Source organism: Patescibacteria group bacterium, assembly GCA_028707495.1.
Taxonomy (GTDB): Bacteria; Patescibacteriota; Patescibacteriia; order UBA2591; family JAQWAS01; genus JAQWAS01.
The window spans coordinates 50745-69182 of the sequence record JAQWAS010000001.1 but is presented as its reverse complement, the minus strand read 5'-3'; the positions used below and the strand labels follow the sequence as shown (position 1 = coordinate 69182).

Below are 18438 nucleotides of genomic sequence, written 5' to 3'. Positions count from 1 at the left end.
CTTGCTAAAATCCAACCAATTCGATTTCTAATTCTAAATTTATTTTAAATTTATTCTTAACCTGCTCCTGAACAAACTTAATTAATTTTAAAACATCATCAGCTGTCGCTTGGCCTAAATTAATTATAAAATTAGCATGCTCGTAAGTTACTTGAGCTTGACCAATAGTTTTACCCTTTAAATTTAATTGTTCAATCAACCAACCGGCTGGTATCTTACCGGTTTCTTTAAACCTAGCCACGTCATAACCTTGGTCCTCTAAAACCAACAAATCAATATTTTGTACTGAAGGATTAATAAAAACACAGCCAGCACTCAACCAAGTTGGTGACTGAACTTGCTGGCGTTTTAAAATATATTCCTTCATTTTAGCCAATATTTCCTCTTTATTGCCCGAAATTAATTCCAATTCTACTTGCCAGATTATATCTTGATTGGCTTTAAAAATACTTTGACGATATTCGAAATTACACTCCTTGGGTGTTAATTTTTGAATTTGCCAATCCCCATTTTCTAAGCGTAAAACCGTGACCGATTTTAGAACATCGCTAATGGATTTTAAATAAGCACCCGCATTGCCTCTCACCGCCCCGCCGATTGTGCCCGGAATACCAATAAAATTTTCCAAGCCACTCAACTCGTTTTGCAAAGCTAAGCCCACTACATTGGCCAATTTATCACCAGCACCAGCTTGAATAATTTTAGATTTTTCATCTTGATTTATTATTTTTAAATTATTGTTTATAATTTTAATTACCAAACCACCAAACCCCTGATCGCTAATTAAAATATTACTCCCACCACCTAAAATAAAATATGGAATTTTATTTTCTAAACAAAAATTTAAGACCTCAATTAAGTCGTCTTTGTCTTCAGCCACATAAAAATACTTAGCCGGTCCACCAATCTTAAAAGTCGTATATTCGGCTAAATTTATATTTTGTTGAATTTTAGAAAATTTTTGAGTAAGCATTGTTATCTTTGTTTTCTCTTTTTTTCTGTCACCCTAAAACCTAAATTTTTACCTAACATTAAACGTGTTTGAGCATCAACTGCCGGAATAGAACCAAAAATTATCATTGTAATTGGCACTAAAATCCACTGAACGATCATTATCACATACCCAAATTTAGAGCTTTTATGAAGCCGTTTAGGTAAAATAATTGTACTTAAAATAGCTAAAATTATAAGACCAAGCACACCACAAGTCATAATCCACTGTAAAACATAAGGTGCATTTTGGGCTATAACCTTAGCTTCAGTAGCTGGGTCAGCTAGAAACAAAGGCAAACGACCCAAAACTAACAATAGAATTGGCGCTGTTGGCCAAGAATATTCACCTTCAGTAAATTGAAAAAGATAGCGCATCTTTTTAAGCCAAGGAATTTGTTTGCCTTGGGGATTTTTAAAAAAATTCCAAACCATATACGGAAAGTGTTCAACCGCCCAACCCCAACGTTGAATTTGTTTATATTGATTTTTAAAGCTTTGCCATAAATTATCTGACATAACCGTATCCATAGAAACTGGTATAAACATAGGTTCTACGCTATATTCACCCTTGTAATGAATAAAACATTGTAAAAATATCCTTGAATCTTCGGTCACAATATCTTTTTCCCAAAAACCCACATCTACTAATGCCCTAAAACTCATACTGTGCGAGGAAAAAGTAAAAAGTCGTTCTGGTCGAGCCAACTCTGAAAGCAACCAAAAAGTGGTTGAATTGGCAACTACACGCAAAACGGCCGGGGCCTCCCAAATATTATTATGATAAACTGCGATTGGCTGATAACTGGCCCTAGTTGGATTAGGATGATTTATGTATTTATAAGTTAAATGAGCAAAATAAGTCGGATGAACACAAGTGTCAATATCAAAAGTTGAAACAATTATTTTTTCATAATCTAAATTTAATTCATCAATTAATTTTTTAGCTTGATGTCCCATCCAATTAACATTTGAACCTTTGCCGGGAATTTCGTCGGGTAAACCTTTGGGATGAACCGTAATTAACATTTTAAATATTTTTTCAGAAAACTCTTTTTTTATCTGTTCTGCTATTTGCAAAAAATTTTCTTTATCACGTTCTTCTCCGCCCAGAACTATTATAAATTTATCGCTCGGATAATCTGTTTGAGTTAAATGTTTAAAAGATTCGCGTAAAATTTCTATCCCCTCTTTGTATGTCGGTAAAAAAATTAAATGATAATAATCTTGCCAATTTTTTTCTTCTTTAAGTTTGGATAGCCAATCAACTTTTACAGTTTGACGCATTTTTATCCAGGAATAAATATTATAAATCAACAAATAAAGAATTCTCATTACCCAATAAATACTAAAAGCAATAATAAAATAAATCACCCAAAGTGGTTTAAAAAAAGATAGACCAATAGCTGCAATGTAAGTTGCCCAAACAATTGCGCCTGGCCAAATTTCTAGAAAACGATAAAATCTTTTTTCTTTTTGTGTTGTTGGTTTAGACATAAAAATCAATTAAGTCAGTATAGCAAAAATAATTAAAAATGGGAAGTTAATATTAAAAAACAAGCGTCATTGCGAGCAGAGTTCCGTGCAATGGAATGCTTTGTATTGTTATCCAGAACCCCATTGTCATCCTGAATTTTTGTATTGTCATCCTGAATTTATTTCAGGATCTGTAGTCGAAAAAAAAACATTTTTTAAGAATCAACATTTTAAGCGCTAACAGATGCTGAAACAAGTTCAGCATGACACTTTAGGTATGTGTCATTGCGAGAAGGAGTCTGCCGACTCGGCAGACGACGACACCTGCCCGCCGCAGACAGGTGGCAATCCCGTTCCTAAAGTGTCATTGTGAGAAGGAGGTAATCCGACGACGAAGCAATCCCGTAAATCAACGCTTCAATTGTATTCTTAATTTTAAGGTTTTCTTTTACGAAATTGCTTCGTCATCCCAAAAATCGGGATTCCTCGCAATGACTCTTTTAAAAAAGCCGAGATGTTTATTTTATCCACATAAAAAATAATTGACTTCTTCTTAAAATAGATTTATAATAAACAAATTCTTAAATTTTTAGACTTAAAAGAATATGACTCAAAACCCAATTGATGAAATAAAAAAAATAGAACGAACAGCTCAAGAAAAAATTCAATTAGCTCAAAATCAAAATCAACAAAAAATAACCCAATTCAAACAGGCGCAAGAAACCTTAATTGATCAACTTGAAAAAGAAATTCAAGACGATTTTGACGCACTCAATAAAGATATTAAAAACAACAATCAAATTCGTCTTACACAGGCAGATGAAAAATTTAAACAAGATTTTAAAAAAATTGAAAAATTAGATACGAAAAAAAATAATCAAGCTCAAAAAATAATTTTAGATTATATATTAAATAAGTCTTAAGATTTATTTTTTATTTTTTTATAAAAATATGGCTGTCTCCCCTATCCAAAAAATATGTTTAGTCGGACACGTTGAACATCAAGAAAAAATTATTGAAACAATTTATCAATTGGGTTGGCTTGAAATTATTTCGAATAAAGATTTGGAAAACCAAGAAGATCAATATAGCTATAAAGTTATTTCTGATTTAGATTATAAATTAGCTCAAATAAAATCAGGCGTCGATTTTATTGAACAATATAAGCCCAAAGAAAAAAACTGGCAGAAAAAAATAAACAACCTATTAAATCCTAAAATTCCGATCACTCAAACGAAAATAAATAAAATTTTATCTAGTTTTGACTACCAAGATTTAGTTGAAAAAACACAAAATTTAAATGAAAACCTTAATCAATGCAATAATTTAATTATTAAATATCAAAGTGAAATTAAAATATTAGAACCTTGGCAAGATTTAATTTATCCACCACAAAGTATTCAAGATACTCAAAAAACAATTTCAACTATTGGCATTATTAACAAAAAACATTTTGACTTATTCTTACAAGAAATTGAAAAAGATAAAGATCTGATTGAGGTTATTAATATTAAAGAAGATGAAAAAGAAAATTATATTTTAATTATTTATTTTAAAACTCTTCAAAAAGAAATTGATGAACTGTTTAAAAAATTTGATTTTCAACATGCTGATTTAATTTATCCAAACCAAAAACCTAAAGAAACAATTCAACACCTTCAAAAAGAGATTATTCAAGCTGAAAAAAAACAACAAGAAATTTTACATCAAATTCAAGATCTGGGTCACTATCTTGATGATTTAAAAATTGTTTATGATTACTTTTTTTGGCAAAAAGAAAAAATGATTATTGACAGTCAAATAACTAAAACCCAGCACACCTTTGGCTTGTCGGCCTGGATCGAAAGTCGCCACGTTGAAAATTTAAAAAAAATATTAAATAAAATTTCAAGTGAAACTGAAATTGTCAAAATTGAATTAGAAAAAAATGAAACTCCGCCGGTTGTTTTGCGTAATTCCAACTTTGTTCAACCCTTTGAATCTGTCACTAATATCTACGGAGCTCCTCAATCTCACGAAGTTGATCCAACTCCCTATTTAGCTCCATTTTTTATTATTTTCTTTGGTTTGTGTTTAAGTGATGCTGGCTATGGAATTATTTTAGCTTTATTTTCTTTTCTAGCTATGAAAGTTTTAAAAACTCCGAAAGAAAAACGAGGCTTTTTCAAATTATTAATTTATGGTGGCGTAGCAACTTTTATCATGGGAGCTATTTTAGGTGGCTGGTTTGGAATTACTCTTGAAAATTTACCAGCATCCTTAGAACCAATCAGAAATTTTCTATTAAAAATTAGAATTATCAATCCAGTCGAAGAACCTTTAAAAATGCTAGTTGTTTCGTTAATTTTAGGAATTATACAAGTTGTTGTTGGTATTGCTGTGAATTTATATTGGAATTTAAAAAATAAAGATTGGGATCAATCTTTTGACAGTGCAATTTGGTTATATTTTATTTTTAGTATTTTGTTTTGGATGTTAACTAAGGTTGGATTAATCGCCAGCTTAAGTCAATTAGCAACTTATTTAGTTTATCTTGGTGTAGCTGCTGTTGTTTTAACTCAAGGTCGTCGCGCCAAAAATATATTTTTAAAAATTCCTCAAGGCATTCTCTCTTTATATGACTTGGTTGGTTATTTATCCGATGTTTTATCATATTCGCGTATTCTCGCTCTCGGCTTGGCAACTGGCATTATTGCCATGGTAATTAATTTAATTGCCATGTTATTTAAAGATATGATTCCTTTTATCGGCTGGCCCATTGCTATTTTAATTTTGATTGGTGGGCATATCTTTAATTTAGCCATCAACGCCTTAGGTTCATTTATTCACTCTGGTCGCTTGCAATATGTTGAATTTTTCCCTAAATTTATGGAAGGTGGCGGTCGGCGCTTTAAACCAGTTAAAAAACAAGGTCAATTTACTACACCGGAAAATCAAAATTAATTTATATTATAAATTTAAATTTTTAATTAATAATTATTAACTTATTAAAATTATGTCTATCGGATTAGCATTGGCAATCTTAGGTGCAGCTTTAGCTGTTATCTTAGCCGGTATCGGCTCTGTTTTAGGAGTAGGTATCGCTGGTCAAGTGGCTTCAGGCGTTGTTTCTGAAGATCCAGAAAAATTTGGTAAAGCTTTATTACTTCAAGCTTTGCCTGGTACTCAAGGTATTTATGGCTTTTTGGGAGCCATTATGGTTTTACAAAAGGTCGGTCTTTTGGGTGGTGAAGTTATTAATTTAACCCCTGAGGTTGGTTGGCAAATCTTTTTTGCCTGCTTACCTATCGCTATTGCCGGCTTAATTTCAGGTTTATTTCAGGGAAAAGTTTCAGCCGCCGGTATGGGAATTGTAGCTAAAAAGCCTGCCGAATCTGGCAAAGCTATTATTTTATCAGCCATGGTTGAAACTTATGCCGTTTTAGGTTTGTTGGCTACTATCCTACTTCTCAACGGTATTCAGGTTGGCTAATAATTTTAGTCAAACATATTTAATCTATGTCTTTACAAAATATTATTCAAAAAATTCAGCAAGAAACTCAAGCTGAAATAAAAAAAATTGAAGCTGAAACAAAAAAAACAACAAAAGAACTTGAAACAGAATATCAAACTAAAATTGAAGCTAAAAAAAAGATACTCTTGGACGCTAAAAAACAACAGCTTGAAAAACTGGCCGATCAAGAGTTGTTTCAAAATAAATTAAAAAACAACGCTCAAATTTTAGAGAAAAAAAGAAAAACTATTGATCAAGTTTATAAAATGGCTTTAGATGAATTATTAGAACTCAATGATAAACAATATATTGAGCTGATTAGCCAATTGATTTATGATCTACCAGAGCTTGAAAATGGTCAAATTCAGCCAGCCAAAAATAAAGTTAAACTTACCCAACAGGCGCTTAACCAAAGTCAACGCAATTTCGAATTAATCGAAGAAAATGAAAAAATCAAAGGTGGCTTTATTTTTGTTTCGCCCAAAATTAACATTGATAATTCGTTTGAACAAATAATTAAACGTGCCCAACAAGAAACTGAGGAAAAAATAGCTAAAACATTATTTAACTAATTTTTGCATGTCTCGAAGTAAATATCTTTATGCAACTGGTCTAATTAGATCCAAAGAAAATAAGCTTTTAAACCAAGCTGAACTTGAAAGAATGCTCGACGCTCCTGATGCCGAACAGGCTTTTAGGGTTTTTAATGATACTGATTATGCCGATAATCTTTTAGATGTGCCAGTTAAAAATTTTAACCAAGCTCTACAAGATGATCTCAGACAAGTTCGCGAACTTTTTTTTCAAATTGTACCAGATGAAAATTTGTTAAAAATACTTTTTATTCGCTATGATTTTCAAAACATAAAACTCTTGTTTAAAGAAAAATATAGTCACAAAAACACCGAAGATTATGCTTCTGATTTGGGGGTGGTTAATTTTGCAAAGCTCAAACAAGTTATTTTAGAAGACGCAAAAAACGAGTTACCGTCAGAAATAAAATTTGCGATTGATTATATTAAAAATAAAATTGAAACTGAGGGGGTTCAACCAAATTGGCTTGATCGTTGGTCTGATTGGCAATATTTTGAAACTCTTTATGCCTTAGGCCAAAAAACAAAAAACAAATTTATTCAAGAATTGATTAAACTCCAAATAGATATTGCCAATCTTAAAATATTTATTCGTGGTAAGCGTATGCAACGCTCGTCCGAATATATTGTTTCTGAAATTTTAGAAAAAGGTAGTTTAGATTTAGATGATTTTGCTCGTCTAGTAGAAAAACCACTCGAAGAAGGTTTAATTGAAATAAAAAATAATTTTTCTAAAGATGCTTCAATTTTTATTGATCACTATTTAGAGCATCAAAATTTATCGGAATTAGAAAAAGATTTAGAAAATATGGAACTTGATTTCGTTCGACAAACTAAATGGATAGGCTATGGCCCAGAAATTTTAGTTGGCTATTATTTAGCTAAAAAAAATGCTATTCGCAATGTTCGTTTAGTTATGACTGGTAAATTAAATAATATTCCAGCCGAAGAGTTAAAACAACGTCAAAGAAATTTATTTTAAAAAATTTATGGAATATCAAATCGCTATTTTAGGTTCAGCTAATGCCGTTTTAGGGTTTAAAGCCCTTGGGGTTGAAATTTTTCCAGTGGTTGAAATTGCCGATGCTCATCAAGCTTTAGAAAAAATTAAAAACGGATCTTATGGCGTCTTATTTATCACTGAGGATTGGGCAACTCAACTTAAAGACGAAATTGATGAACTAGCTCGTCAAACCATGCCCGCTATTACTTTCATCCCATCTCAACATGGCACCACAAATTACGGTTATCAAAATTTAAAAAAAATAGTTGAACAAGCTGTTGGGAGTGATATTTTATCTAAATCAGAAAATTAATTTTATAAAAAAATAATATGTTAAAAGAAAAAACTCAAGGAAAAATTATCAAAGTCGCCGGACCGCTTGTTGTCGCCGAAGGCATGTTTGGAGTTAAAATGTATGAAGTAGTTAAAGTTTCAGAACACAAACTTATTGGTGAAGTTATTGAACTCGATGGCGACAAAGCTTCAATTCAAGTTTATGAAAATACCTCAGGCATTGGACCAGGCGAACCGGTTTACTTAACTGGCCATCCCCTGTCTGTAGTTTTAGGACCAGGTTTATTGACTTCAATTTATGATGGAATTCAACGCCCGTTAGATAAGCTTGAAGAAAAAACTGGAGCTTATATCACCCGAGGCGTTGAAGTTCCAGCCTTGGATGAAAAGAAAAAATGGGAATTTAAACCCTTGGTTAAAAAAGGAGATAAGGTTGAAGCTGGAGATGTTTTAGGCGAAGTTCAAGAAACCGAATTAATTATTCATAAAATCATGGTACCACTTCATATTCAAAATGGCACCATTGAAACAATTCAATCTGGTTCGTTTACCTTAAAAGACGCTATAGCTAAAATTGACGGACAAGACATCACCATGACTCAAATTTGGCCCATCCGCGAAGCTCGTAAAATTAAGGAAAAACTAATTCCAACCGAACCACTATTAACTGGCCAAAGAATTATTGATACTTTTTTCCCCATTGCCAAAGGCGGTGCGGGTTGCATTCCTGGTCCTTTTGGCTCTGGTAAAACAGTAGTCCAACACCAACTAGCCAAATGGGCTGATGCTGATATTATTATTTTCATTGGTTGCGGTGAACGTGGCAATGAGATGACTGATGTACTTCAAGAATTTCCAGAATTAAAAGACCCTAAATCCGGCAAAGCCCTAATGGAAAGAACCGTCTTAATTGCCAACACTTCAAATATGCCTGTGGCTGCCCGCGAAGCTTCGATTTATACTGGGATTACCATTGCTGAATATTATCGTGACATGGGCTATAACGTAGCCTTAATGGGCGATTCTACTTCTCGCTGGGCTGAGGCGTTGCGTGAAATTTCTGGTCGCTTAGAAGAAATGCCAGGTGAAGAAGGCTATCCAGCTTATCTAGCTTCACGCACAGCTGAATTTTATGAACGTGCTGGAAAAATAAAATGTTTAGGCGCTGGTGACCGTGAAGGCTCCTTAACCGTAGTCGGAGCTGTTTCTCCTCCCGGTGGCGATTTATCAGAACCAGTCACTCAAAACACATTGAGAGTAACTAAAGTTTTTTGGGCACTAGATGATCAATTAGCTTACCGTCGTCATTTTCCAGCTATAAATTGGCTGAATAGTTATTCTTTATATACCGACAATTTAAGCGAATATATGGCTAGCCACGCTGGTCAAGATTGGCCAGAATTAAGAATTCAAGCGATGACAATTTTACAAGAAGAATCCGCTTTAGAAGAGGTTGTCCGTTTGGTTGGTGTCGAATCATTATCTTTTCAAGAACAATTAACTCTAGACACAGCTAAGTCAATTCGAGAAGATTTTTTGCTTCAAAATGCTTTTGATGAAATTGATACCTATTCTTCAATTAAAAAACAATATCTCATTCTTAAGGCTATTATGGTTTTTTATAAACTAGCTAAAGAAAAAATTCAAAGCGGTTTTAAACTTAAAGATTTGCTTGATTTGCCGGTTAAAGAAGAAATTGGTCGTGCCAAATCCATCCCCATGGATGAAATCGATAAATTAGAACAACTAATTCAACAAATTGAAAATCAAATTAATTCATTAAATAAATAAAAATAGATTATATGTTGAAAGAATATAAAACAATTAAAGAAGTTTCTGGACCGCTTTTAATCGTTGATGAAGTTGAGGGAGTTAAATATGATGAATTGGTTGAAATTAAATTAAACGATGGAAGTATTCGTCGCGGTCAAGTTTTAGAAGTTAATGGAGATAAGGCGATTGTCCAACTATTTGAAGGAACTCGAGGTATTGCCCTAGAAGGTTCAAGTGCTAAATTTTTAGGTAAAACCATGGAATTACCATTATCTTTAGATGTTTTGGGTCGAGTCTTTGACGGCTCTGGTCGCCCCAAAGATAAGGGTCCAGCTATTATTGCCGAAACAAAACTTGATGTCAATGGTGATCCCTTAAATCCTTTTGCCAGAGATTATCCTAATGATTTTATTCAAACTGGTATTTCAACTATTGATGCTTTAAACACTTTAGTCCGTGGCCAAAAATTACCGATATTTTCAGGTGCTGGTTTAACCCACAATCAACTCGCCGCTCAAATTGCTCGCCAAGCCAAAGTTATTTCTAAAGACGGAAAAGATTCGCCTTTTGCTGTTATTTTCGGCGCCATGGGAATTACATTTGAAGAAGCCGAATATTTTATTAATGAGTTTAAAAAAACCGGCGCAATCGAGCGAGCTGTTTTATATATTAATTTAGCCGATGACCCAGTCGTTGAAAGAATTACTCTTCCTCGTTTAGCTTTAACCACAGCAGAATATTTAGCTTATGAAAAAGGTATGCATGTTTTGGTTATTTTAACCGACATGACTAATTATTGCCAAGCTTTAAGAGAAATTTCAGCGGCACGTAAAGAAATTCCCGGCCGCAGAGGTTATCCAGGTTATTTGTATACTGATCTTTCAACTCTGTATGAAAGAGCTGGTCGAATTAAAAATAAACCTGGTTCAATCACTCAAATTCCTATTTTAACCATGCCTGAAGATGATAAAACCCATCCCATTCCGGATTTAACTGGTTATATTACCGAAGGTCAAATTATGATTGATCGTGATTTGCATCGCAAGGGTATTTATCCATCTGTAAACGTCTTACCATCTTTATCACGTTTAAAAGATAAAGGTGTTGGCGAGGGAAAAACTCGAGAAGATCACGCCGGCTTAATGAATCAACTTTTTTCATCTTATGCTCGTGGTAAGGAGGCTCGCGAACTAGCTGTTATTTTAGGTGAAGCTGCCTTATCAGAAAACGATAAAAAATTTAGTCAATTTGCTGATGAATTTGAAAAAAGATTTGTTAAACAAGGCTTAAACGAAGACCGTGATATTTTAACAACTTTAAACTTAGGCTGGGAATTATTAACTATCCTTCCACGCTCTGAATTAAAAAGAATTAAAGAAGAATATATTGAAAAATATCTACCTAAAAAATAAATCTATCACATTAATTTAAAAAATTAATTTTGTATGGCAAAAATTAATCCAACACGCATAGAACTTATACGACTTAAAAAAAGAGTTAAAGTAGCTCAACAAGGACACAAACTGCTTAAAGAAAAAAGAGATGGCTTAATGAAAGAATTTATGACGATTATTCGCCAGGCTCAAACTCTCCGTCAAGAAGTTGAACAAAAATTAGGTCAAGCCTTTAAGTCTTTTATTTTTGCCTCAGCTGACATGCGCCCAGAAGTCACCGAAGAAGCTTTAATTATGCCATCTAAAAAAATAACTTTGAAAGTTGAAACTAAAAATGTTATGAGCGTTAATATCCCTCAATTTAAATTTAAATCAGAAGGTGACCATGTCTGCTATTCTTTAGCTTCGACTAGTAGTGAAATTGATTTTGCTTTAGAGTCTTTTTCTGCCAGCTTAGATAATATTGTTAATTTAGCTGAAATTGAACATTCGGCTCGTCTTTTGGCTCAAGAAATTGAAAAAACCCGCCGCCGGGTCAATGCCTTAGAATATGTTTTTATTCCTCAGATGCAATCAACTATTAAATATATTACTAATAAACTTGATGAACAGGAAAGAAGCGCCTTAACTTCTTTAATGCGTGTTAAGGAAAAGATTGCTTAAAATATTTTTAAAACTTGAATAAACAAGGGCCGAGGATTTCCCTCGGCCTTAAAATCGTTGTTATTTTGTTATCCAAGAGCCAATCTTTTTACTAGATTCTACAATAAAACGACTGATCTTTTTGTAGACTCCTTCAATAAAATGACCGATTTTCTTGCAGAATTCTCTAGTAAAAAGATATTTTAGCCCGACACCTATCCCAAAACCCAACCCGGCAACTGGAACCAAGGCTGGCATGTAAAACAACCCTATATTTAGACCGATGCCTAGCATACAAGCTAGGCTGAAGCCTAGCCCGCCAACTGGTCCCCAAAATAGGCCGACAGCTAGTCCGCAAAGTAATCCGACGCCTAGCCCGGCACCTAAATCACACGCACTGCAAATTAGCCCAGCACCCAGCCCGACAATTATCCCGTAAAGAAACCCTACGTACAGAGTGACCACATAATCATATTCCCATTCGATTTCGTCGGCGTAACGCTTGTGCCATCCCTTATTAGTAAACAACAGAACTAATAAACAAGCAAATATGCCGGCTAGGGGAATGTCAGTCCAGCGCGGAATGGCAAAGGGCAGAATGATACTCCAGCCTTCCGTCATCTTGATAGTTTCGACCGAAGGTATGCTACCGGTAATCAAATACCAAGCACCCCAAAACAAAGTAAAGGCAATCATAGCGATCAAAGCTACTTTAATCATGATTCTTAGGATTTTTTTAGCTTCCACTTTTTCCTCCTTTAGGAAAATTTGTTTTGTAAATAATTGCGAAAAGAGTAGACCACTAAGGCAATCAGTCAGATAACCAACCAACCGCATTAACAGTCTGTTCTTTTCGCAATTAAATATGATATTAAAGAACCATAATTATTATCTATCTATATACTAGCATAAATTAAATTTCTTGTCAAGGTATATTGGTAATGTGTACACACATATTGCACTTTTTGTTGATTATCGATGTCATCCTGAATTTTTGTATTGTCATCCTGAATTTATTTCAGGATCTGTAAACACTCATGACGTCTATTTAAAATAACAAATTTTAACTCAACTACAGATGCTGAAACAAGTTCAGCATAACACTTCTTTTGTTAACAGATGCTGAAACATCCTCCGATTTGGCGGACTAGAGTTCAGCATGACATTTATTCTGTCATCCTGAATTTATTTCAGGATCTGTAGTCGAAAAAAAACATTTTTTAAGAATCAACATTTTAGGCGCTAACAGATGCTGAAACAAGTTCAGTATGACACTTTAGGTATGTGTCATTGCGAGGAGGAGTCTGCCGACTCGGCAGACGACGACGCCTGCCCGCCGCAGGCAGGTGGCAATCCCGTAAATCAACGCTTCAATTATATTCTTAACTTTAAAGCTTTTTACAAAAATAACTATATAAAAAAATCCGCTATCTACGGATTTTATTTTTAAAAAAATTTTTAATAACTAAATCTTACTGTCTTCATTACCATTGTTACCATTACCGTTGCCATTGCCATTATTAAACATTTTAATAAATAAATTTTTAATTAATTTAATTCCAAAATGCGATAAGAAAATTAAACCAATGATAACTTCGATAACAAAAAAACAACGAGTTAATAAACTAAAGGCCATACCGACCGAAGCGCTAACTCCAAAAATGATAAAAGCCAAAATATTACCCCCCTCAGAAATACCTAAGGCTGCCGGAATTGGCACTAAAGTCGCCGCCATAGTCATGGCACGTAAAAAAATTAATTGCATCACATTTAAATCATAACCGAGAGCTAAAATTATTATTTTAAATAAAATCAAAGATAAAACTATTTCTAAAGTCATAATTAAAAAAACGACAATTAAATTTTTCCTTTGGTGCCAAAAAAAATTACTTAAATTTTCTTCGATGCGTTGTAAACGATCACTCCGCTCCTGAATATATTTAATTTTGTGCAAGCCAATTAATTTGGTAAATTTACTAATAAATCTTTTTCTATTTTTTAAACTTTTAAAAAACCAGAAAACAACAGCTACGATGCCAGCTAAAATTAAAATACTAATAATTAATAATTGGGCTGAAATGGGTCGAGTAATTAAATAAAAAAAAGAAATTAAAAATAACAAAGCTCCCATTAATAAATCGATAATTTTTTCAATAAAAATTGAGCTTAAACTTTGATGAATAGCTATCCCCTCTTCTTGCTTTAAAAAATAAGCTCGCCAAGGTTCACCGCCAAAAAAACTCATGGGAGTTAAATATGAAACCGAAAAACCAGATGTTCTTGCCATAAAAATTTTTCCAAAACTAACAAGGTAACCCATATTTTTTAGAATTATTTTCCAACGTAAACTCTGCAAACACACCATAATAAAAAAAACGATACCCGCTGATAAGGCAGGGATAGGCTTTAATAAAGTCAACGTGTCAATAATGTTGCCAGCGCCAATTTTAATTAAAATAAAAACAAATAAAAAAATTCCAATAACCGTTGAAAAAATAAAGGGTAAAAGTTTAACTTTTTTCATAACCTGTATATAATTTTATTTTTTTAACTTAAAACGCTTAACCCGAATCAAACCAGAAACTGGAATAATTTCAATACCTTTTTGCTCTAATTGATCTAAAAATAAATTCATCCCAATTGAATCTGAAGCGATATGACCAGCGATAACCACATTAATATGAGCTTTGTAGGCTTCTTTACGATGCTCCTCGCCAATGTGCATACCGACTACCGTGCCTACCCCAGCTTGAGCTAATTTAGTATAAACTTTGGGTGAACTTTCAGTACCACCCGTAATCTCTAATAAACCGATTTTACCGGTACGGTTACCCATTTTTCCACTAAATAATTTTGGACCAGCTCCGATTTGAATAGCTTGTTTATACTCTGGAACTTCTTTAAGTAAATCGATTAAATCTTCAACATAAGTTGGTTTATTTTTAGCAATTAATTTATCTAAAAAATTAGCCACTAAATTGTCACAAGGCGTATGTACGCACATATAATTTATATGCAACATTTTTGCCATATCCACCGCTCGATTATGATTAACAGCTGATATGCCCCTACCAACTTCTTCTAATCTTTCAGTAATTAAAGCTTCAGCAATGTTAATTGGCACACCATATTGACTCATCACATCAGCCTGCAAACGCATCACATCATCTAAACAAGCCAAAGCCTTACCCTGGGGATGATGAGCTAAAACCAAATCAATATCGCCCAACTTATCAGCTAACATTAATTCTGCCACATCCATATCAATGCCAGTTAAAATTTTCTTAATTTGTTTGCCATTGTCATTTAAAATCCGTGTATCTGAAAAAGGATTAACTAATCTTTCTTGATCAAATTCCTGTTTTTGTCTAACTGACATTTTACTATATCGACTCTTTAAACGTCGTAGCATTTCTTGAATATCTTTTTGACCACGAAAATCAGCTCGAATTCCTTCCTTAATAGCTAAATCGTAAATTTGTTTAACGGTCATATATTTAGTTAATTTAAATTGATAATACTATATTTTAACTTATCTAAAAAAATTTATCAAGACAAAAAAATAACACCCAAGTTAGATGTCTTACTTAAAAAATTAAATTTGAATAGAACGTTTTAAAAAATTTATTTAATTTATGTAAAATGACTCTAGATTAAAAATTTAATTGTTCTAAAATTTTTAATTCGGCCTGACCTGTTTGTGTGTCATAAATAGCGAAACTAGCCTTATAAAACATGCCTGCCAAAGTACCAGGATTTAACAATAAACAATTATTAATTTTTTCCTCCCAGGGTTTATGAGTGTGGCCATAAAAAACCAAATTATAATCTCCTGTCTGAGCCAAAGCCTTGGCAAAGTCTGGCATATGGCAAAAAGCTATTTTTTGATTGTCTAGTTCTATTTTACCTAATTCACCGTGAATTTTAAATTTATCTTCATAGCGCTGTGCTAAATTGGTTATTCTAAATTCATCGCCATCAACATTACCAAAAACCAAATCCAATCGACCGTCGAATTGACAATCTTCTATTATAAATTTTATAACCGCTGGCGCACACACATCACCGCAATGAATTACATTTTTAATATCATGTTGCTTAAGCCACTCAAAACATTTTTTAATATTAACTAAATTATCATGAGTATCTGAAATAATAGCTATGCGCATAGATTTATAAATTAATTATCTTTATTCTTTATTATATCAAGTTTTTGCTTTAAAACCAAAAGACGATTCTATGAATCGTCTTTTGTAAAAACATTATTTTATAAATGCTTTAAAATCTAGCGTTCTTCGCGTGGACGAGCTTCATTGACTTTAATGGTACGTCCATCCATGTCCTGACCATTAAACATTTCAATTGCTTTCTGAGCTTCTTCTTCGGTTGACATTTCGACAAAACCAAAACCTTTTGAACGGCCTGACATTTTGTCAATAATAATGGTGGCTGATTCAACTGTTCCAGCTTGAGAAAAATGATTTTTCAAGCTATCGTCTGTAGCTGAATAAGAGATTCCACCAACATATAATTTCTTTGCCATAGTAACTAATGTTTACACAATTTAAATACGCAAGTCGACCCTTTGGCTTTTCTTGACTCACACATTAAAACTGTGTAAGAAGCATAGAAAAATACTTGCTTTAATATCTTAGCATAGTTTTAAAAAATAAGCAATAGCCCAACTGTTGATATTTTTTTATTAAGATTTTTATGCTATAATACATTAACTATTTTTAAAATTAGTTATGAAAAAAATATCATTATCTTGGTTTTTTATAATTTTATGTGCTGTTGTCGGCGGTGGAGTTATTTTATTAAATTTATATTTTAAAATTATAAGATTTAAAACAACTCCTATAATTAATTCCAGCGAATCACTCATTGTTGAAAATAATAATTTTTTAATCGCCTCGCCAGCAGAAAATTCCGCTCCGGCGGAAAATTTATTTTTACCTACACCCCAAAAAGTCAAAGCTATCTATATGACCGGTTATTCCTTTACTCATTCAGATCTAAGACAAAACTTAATCGACCTAGTCGAAACCTCTGAATTAAATTCACTCGTGATTGATGTTAAAGATCCAAATAATAAATTTATTTTTTATCCGCAATCTGAAATTTTAAAAAATCAACCCATCTCTCCCACCGCCATTAGCAATCAGGATGTTAAAAATATTTTAAAAGATTTACAAGATAAGGATATTTATACCATTGCCCGAATAGTCACCTTTCAAGATAACACTATCGCCGAAGTCTTACCTCAATACGCCTTAAAGGCCAAAAATGGACGTTTATGGCGTGACTATGGTGGACATGCCTGGCTAGATATGACTAATCCTCAAGTTTGGCAATTACCAGTAAATCAAGCTAAAGAAGCTTTTGATTTGGGCTTTGATGAAGTTCAATTTGATTATATTCGCTTTCCTTCTGATGGTAATATTAATAATATAGACTATCATCAACTTTCTGATAATCGCAAACGTTATCAAGTTTTAAACGAATTTTTTAAATATCTAAAAACCGAATTAAGTTCTTACAAACAACCAATCTCTCTTGATTTGTTTGGTTTAACTTATAAAAATTGGGCTGACCCAGAATATGACTTAGGTATTGGCCAACGCTTAATTGATGCGCTCCCCTATTTTGATTATATTTCACCGATGGTTTATCCATCGCATTATCCTAATGGCTATTTGGGTTATTCTAATCCAGCCGCTCATCCTTATGAAATAGTTAATGACAGTCTAATTGAGGGTAATCAAATTGTTCAAAATTCTAATTTAGCCAATCCGGCCAGTACTCGTCCCTGGTTGCAAGATTTTGATATGGGTGCCAATTACACCGCCAAGATGATTGATGCGCAAATTAAGGCTTGCGATGAAAACAACACTAATGGCTGGATCTTGTGGAATCCACGCAATCAATATACGGTTGAAGCTTCTGAAATCAAAAATAAAATACAATTATCGGAAAAATAAACAACCCTTGACATTTTTTTTAAAATAAACTAGTATATTAAAAAACAGTTTGTGTTTTTTAAAAATTTTCAACCCAAGGAGGAAAAATGCCAAAAAATCAAGAAATTGAAAGAAAATTTCTGTTGAGAGGTTTGCCACCAGGCCTCGAAAATGACAATGCAATTCTTATTGTTCAAGAGTATCTTCTGACTGGCGACCCTGAAATCCGCATCCGAGCCAAGGGGAAAAAGTTTATGTTAACCCAAAAAACCGGCTCGGGATTAACACGGACAGAAACAGAAATCGAAATTCCTTATGAGGTTTACGAAATTCTCGAAAACCTCTCATCTAGCAGTCGTCTCGTTAAATATCGATACAAAATTCAGGGTGACGACGGGCTAACTTGGGAGATCGACGAATATCAGGGTGCTCTTCTTGAGGATCTTGTCATCGCCGAGGTAGAATTACCATCAGAAGACACCAGTCCACAAATGCCCCAATGCATTTCAGATGTTTTTGTTAAGCAGGTAACCGATGACCCGGCTTACAAAAATCAAAGCTTGGCCACCAACGGCTTACCACTATAACACTAAAAAGCCAGCGCAATGCAATGTGCTGGCTTATTTTTTTATGGAAAAAACTACGATCTTTTAAAATTTTTTAATAAACCCATCAAACCCAAAACACAGATTATCACGCCCAACAACTGCCCGCCAGGACTATCATCATGCCCACCGTATATAAACATAAAAATCCCGAATAAAATGGCAAATATTGCTAAAATAAAAGATAGTATTTTTCTTTTTTTCATAATTAAAAA

20 protein-coding genes are annotated in these 18438 nt (G+C 33.3%); 12 read left to right on the top strand and 8 right to left on the bottom strand.

Translation table 11 applies throughout. From position 1 onward, the window contains the following. Positions 1–4: 4 nt before the first annotated feature. Entirely contained in the window at positions 5–973 is a 969-nt protein-coding gene (gene murB, locus PHS07_00345) for a UDP-N-acetylmuramate dehydrogenase (protein ID MDD4606776.1), read from the bottom strand. A gap of 2 nt (positions 974–975) precedes the next feature. After that, positions 976–2487, bottom strand: coding sequence for a glycosyltransferase family 2 protein (locus PHS07_00340; GenBank protein ID MDD4606775.1), 1512 nt, complete (start codon positions 2485–2487; stop codon positions 976–978). A 584-nt stretch (positions 2488–3071) separates the two neighbouring features. Between PHS07_00340 and PHS07_00335 the strand changes: the two genes are divergently transcribed. The 9 genes from PHS07_00335 to PHS07_00295 are packed head-to-tail and all read left to right on the top strand — an operon-like array spanning position 3072 to position 11679. After that, positions 3072–3389 (top strand): hypothetical protein, encoded by a 318-nt coding sequence (locus PHS07_00335; protein ID MDD4606774.1) that lies wholly within the window; start codon positions 3072–3074, stop codon positions 3387–3389. Positions 3390–3417: 28 nt separating this feature from the next. Further along, on the top strand, positions 3418–5409 hold the full coding sequence (locus tag PHS07_00330) for a V-type ATP synthase subunit I (GenBank protein MDD4606773.1): 1992 nt from the start codon (positions 3418–3420) through the stop codon (positions 5407–5409). A gap of 49 nt (positions 5410–5458) precedes the next feature. Beyond that, on the top strand, positions 5459–5938 hold the full coding sequence (locus tag PHS07_00325; protein ID MDD4606772.1) for a V-type ATP synthase subunit K: 480 nt from the start codon (positions 5459–5461) through the stop codon (positions 5936–5938). Positions 5939–5964: 26 nt separating this feature from the next. Beyond that, a complete protein-coding gene (locus PHS07_00320; GenBank protein ID MDD4606771.1) occupies positions 5965–6531 on the top strand; it encodes a V-type ATP synthase subunit E in 567 nt (188 codons plus the stop codon). A 7-nt stretch (positions 6532–6538) separates the two neighbouring features. After that, positions 6539–7534: a V-type ATPase subunit gene (locus PHS07_00315; GenBank protein MDD4606770.1), complete on the top strand. Its 996-nt coding sequence runs from the start codon at positions 6539–6541 to the stop codon at positions 7532–7534. Positions 7535–7541: 7 nt separating this feature from the next. Further along, on the top strand, positions 7542–7868 hold the full coding sequence (locus PHS07_00310) for a V-type ATP synthase subunit F (protein ID MDD4606769.1): 327 nt from the start codon (positions 7542–7544) through the stop codon (positions 7866–7868). A 17-nt stretch (positions 7869–7885) separates the two neighbouring features. After that, positions 7886–9640, top strand: coding sequence for a V-type ATP synthase subunit A (locus PHS07_00305; GenBank protein ID MDD4606768.1), 1755 nt, complete (start codon positions 7886–7888; stop codon positions 9638–9640). An 11-nt stretch (positions 9641–9651) separates the two neighbouring features. Further along, the gene (locus tag PHS07_00300) at positions 9652–11034 is read left to right on the top strand and encodes a V-type ATP synthase subunit B (protein MDD4606767.1); all 1383 of its coding nucleotides are present in this window, start codon (positions 9652–9654) and stop codon (positions 11032–11034) included. A 33-nt stretch (positions 11035–11067) separates the two neighbouring features. Further along, positions 11068–11679: a V-type ATP synthase subunit D gene (locus PHS07_00295; protein ID MDD4606766.1), complete on the top strand. Its 612-nt coding sequence runs from the start codon at positions 11068–11070 to the stop codon at positions 11677–11679. Positions 11680–11739: 60 nt separating this feature from the next. Here the strand turns inward: PHS07_00295 and PHS07_00290 are convergent, their stop codons facing one another. Further along, on the bottom strand, positions 11740–12405 hold the full coding sequence (locus PHS07_00290) for a hypothetical protein (protein MDD4606765.1): 666 nt from the start codon (positions 12403–12405) through the stop codon (positions 11740–11742). A 502-nt stretch (positions 12406–12907) separates the two neighbouring features. Between PHS07_00290 and PHS07_00285 the strand changes: the two genes are divergently transcribed. Beyond that, entirely contained in the window at positions 12908–13108 is a 201-nt protein-coding gene (locus tag PHS07_00285) for a hypothetical protein (GenBank protein MDD4606764.1), read from the top strand. Positions 13109–13123: 15 nt separating this feature from the next. On the opposite strand, the gene PHS07_00280 is transcribed toward PHS07_00285, so the two are convergent. The 4 genes from PHS07_00280 to PHS07_00265 form a co-directional block, all read right to left on the bottom strand. Further along, complete coding sequence (locus tag PHS07_00280) at positions 13124–14182, bottom strand: lysylphosphatidylglycerol synthase transmembrane domain-containing protein (GenBank protein ID MDD4606763.1); 1059 nt, start codon at positions 14180–14182, stop codon at positions 13124–13126. Between the two features lie 15 nt (positions 14183–14197). Further along, a complete protein-coding gene (locus tag PHS07_00275; GenBank protein ID MDD4606762.1) occupies positions 14198–15151 on the bottom strand; it encodes an NGG1p interacting factor NIF3 in 954 nt (317 codons plus the stop codon). Positions 15152–15311: 160 nt separating this feature from the next. After that, the gene (locus PHS07_00270) at positions 15312–15827 is read right to left on the bottom strand and encodes a YfcE family phosphodiesterase (protein ID MDD4606761.1); all 516 of its coding nucleotides are present in this window, start codon (positions 15825–15827) and stop codon (positions 15312–15314) included. A 116-nt stretch (positions 15828–15943) separates the two neighbouring features. Continuing rightward, positions 15944–16201 carry an RNA-binding protein gene (locus PHS07_00265; protein ID MDD4606760.1) on the bottom strand — a complete coding sequence of 86 codons (258 nt, stop codon included), beginning with the start codon at positions 16199–16201 and terminating at the stop codon, positions 15944–15946. A gap of 205 nt (positions 16202–16406) precedes the next feature. Between PHS07_00265 and PHS07_00260 the strand changes: the two genes are divergently transcribed. Together PHS07_00260 and PHS07_00255 are read left to right on the top strand one after the other, a co-directional pair. Then, a complete protein-coding gene (locus PHS07_00260) occupies positions 16407–17639 on the top strand; it encodes a putative glycoside hydrolase (GenBank protein ID MDD4606759.1) in 1233 nt (410 codons plus the stop codon). An 86-nt stretch (positions 17640–17725) separates the two neighbouring features. Continuing rightward, the gene (locus PHS07_00255) at positions 17726–18205 is read left to right on the top strand and encodes an adenylate cyclase (GenBank protein ID MDD4606758.1); all 480 of its coding nucleotides are present in this window, start codon (positions 17726–17728) and stop codon (positions 18203–18205) included. A gap of 53 nt (positions 18206–18258) precedes the next feature. Here the strand turns inward: PHS07_00255 and PHS07_00250 are convergent, their stop codons facing one another. Next, on the bottom strand, positions 18259–18429 hold the full coding sequence (locus tag PHS07_00250) for a hypothetical protein (GenBank protein MDD4606757.1): 171 nt from the start codon (positions 18427–18429) through the stop codon (positions 18259–18261). Positions 18430–18438: the final 9 nt, after the last annotated feature.

Bases quoted from the DNA above. Each gene is read 5' to 3' on its own strand.
- PHS07_00335 (MDD4606774.1), top strand. From the start codon at position 3,072: ATGACTCAAAACCCAATTGATGAAATAAAAAAAATAGAACGAACAGCT.
- PHS07_00300 (MDD4606767.1), top strand. From the start codon at position 9,652: ATGTTGAAAGAATATAAAACAATTAAAGAAGTTTCTGGACCGCTTTTA.
- PHS07_00260 (MDD4606759.1), top strand. From the start codon at position 16,407: ATGAAAAAAATATCATTATCTTGGTTTTTTATAATTTTATGTGCTGTT.
- PHS07_00295 (MDD4606766.1), top strand. From the start codon at position 11,068: ATGGCAAAAATTAATCCAACACGCATAGAACTTATACGACTTAAAAAA.
- PHS07_00330 (MDD4606773.1), top strand. From the start codon at position 3,418: ATGGCTGTCTCCCCTATCCAAAAAATATGTTTAGTCGGACACGTTGAA.
- PHS07_00320 (MDD4606771.1), top strand. From the start codon at position 5,965: ATGTCTTTACAAAATATTATTCAAAAAATTCAGCAAGAAACTCAAGCT.
- PHS07_00280 (MDD4606763.1), bottom strand. From the start codon at position 14,182: ATGAAAAAAGTTAAACTTTTACCCTTTATTTTTTCAACGGTTATTGGA.
- PHS07_00305 (MDD4606768.1), top strand. From the start codon at position 7,886: ATGTTAAAAGAAAAAACTCAAGGAAAAATTATCAAAGTCGCCGGACCG.
- PHS07_00315 (MDD4606770.1), top strand. From the start codon at position 6,539: ATGTCTCGAAGTAAATATCTTTATGCAACTGGTCTAATTAGATCCAAA.
- PHS07_00265 (MDD4606760.1), bottom strand. From the start codon at position 16,201: ATGGCAAAGAAATTATATGTTGGTGGAATCTCTTATTCAGCTACAGAC.
- PHS07_00270 (MDD4606761.1), bottom strand. From the start codon at position 15,827: ATGCGCATAGCTATTATTTCAGATACTCATGATAATTTAGTTAATATT.
- PHS07_00250 (MDD4606757.1), bottom strand. From the start codon at position 18,429: ATGAAAAAAAGAAAAATACTATCTTTTATTTTAGCAATATTTGCCATT.
- PHS07_00310 (MDD4606769.1), top strand. From the start codon at position 7,542: ATGGAATATCAAATCGCTATTTTAGGTTCAGCTAATGCCGTTTTAGGG.
- PHS07_00255 (MDD4606758.1), top strand. From the start codon at position 17,726: ATGCCAAAAAATCAAGAAATTGAAAGAAAATTTCTGTTGAGAGGTTTG.
- PHS07_00285 (MDD4606764.1), top strand. From the start codon at position 12,908: ATGCTGAAACAAGTTCAGTATGACACTTTAGGTATGTGTCATTGCGAG.
- PHS07_00340 (MDD4606775.1), bottom strand. From the start codon at position 2,487: ATGTCTAAACCAACAACACAAAAAGAAAAAAGATTTTATCGTTTTCTA.
- murB (MDD4606776.1), bottom strand. From the start codon at position 973: ATGCTTACTCAAAAATTTTCTAAAATTCAACAAAATATAAATTTAGCC.
- PHS07_00275 (MDD4606762.1), bottom strand. From the start codon at position 15,151: ATGACCGTTAAACAAATTTACGATTTAGCTATTAAGGAAGGAATTCGA.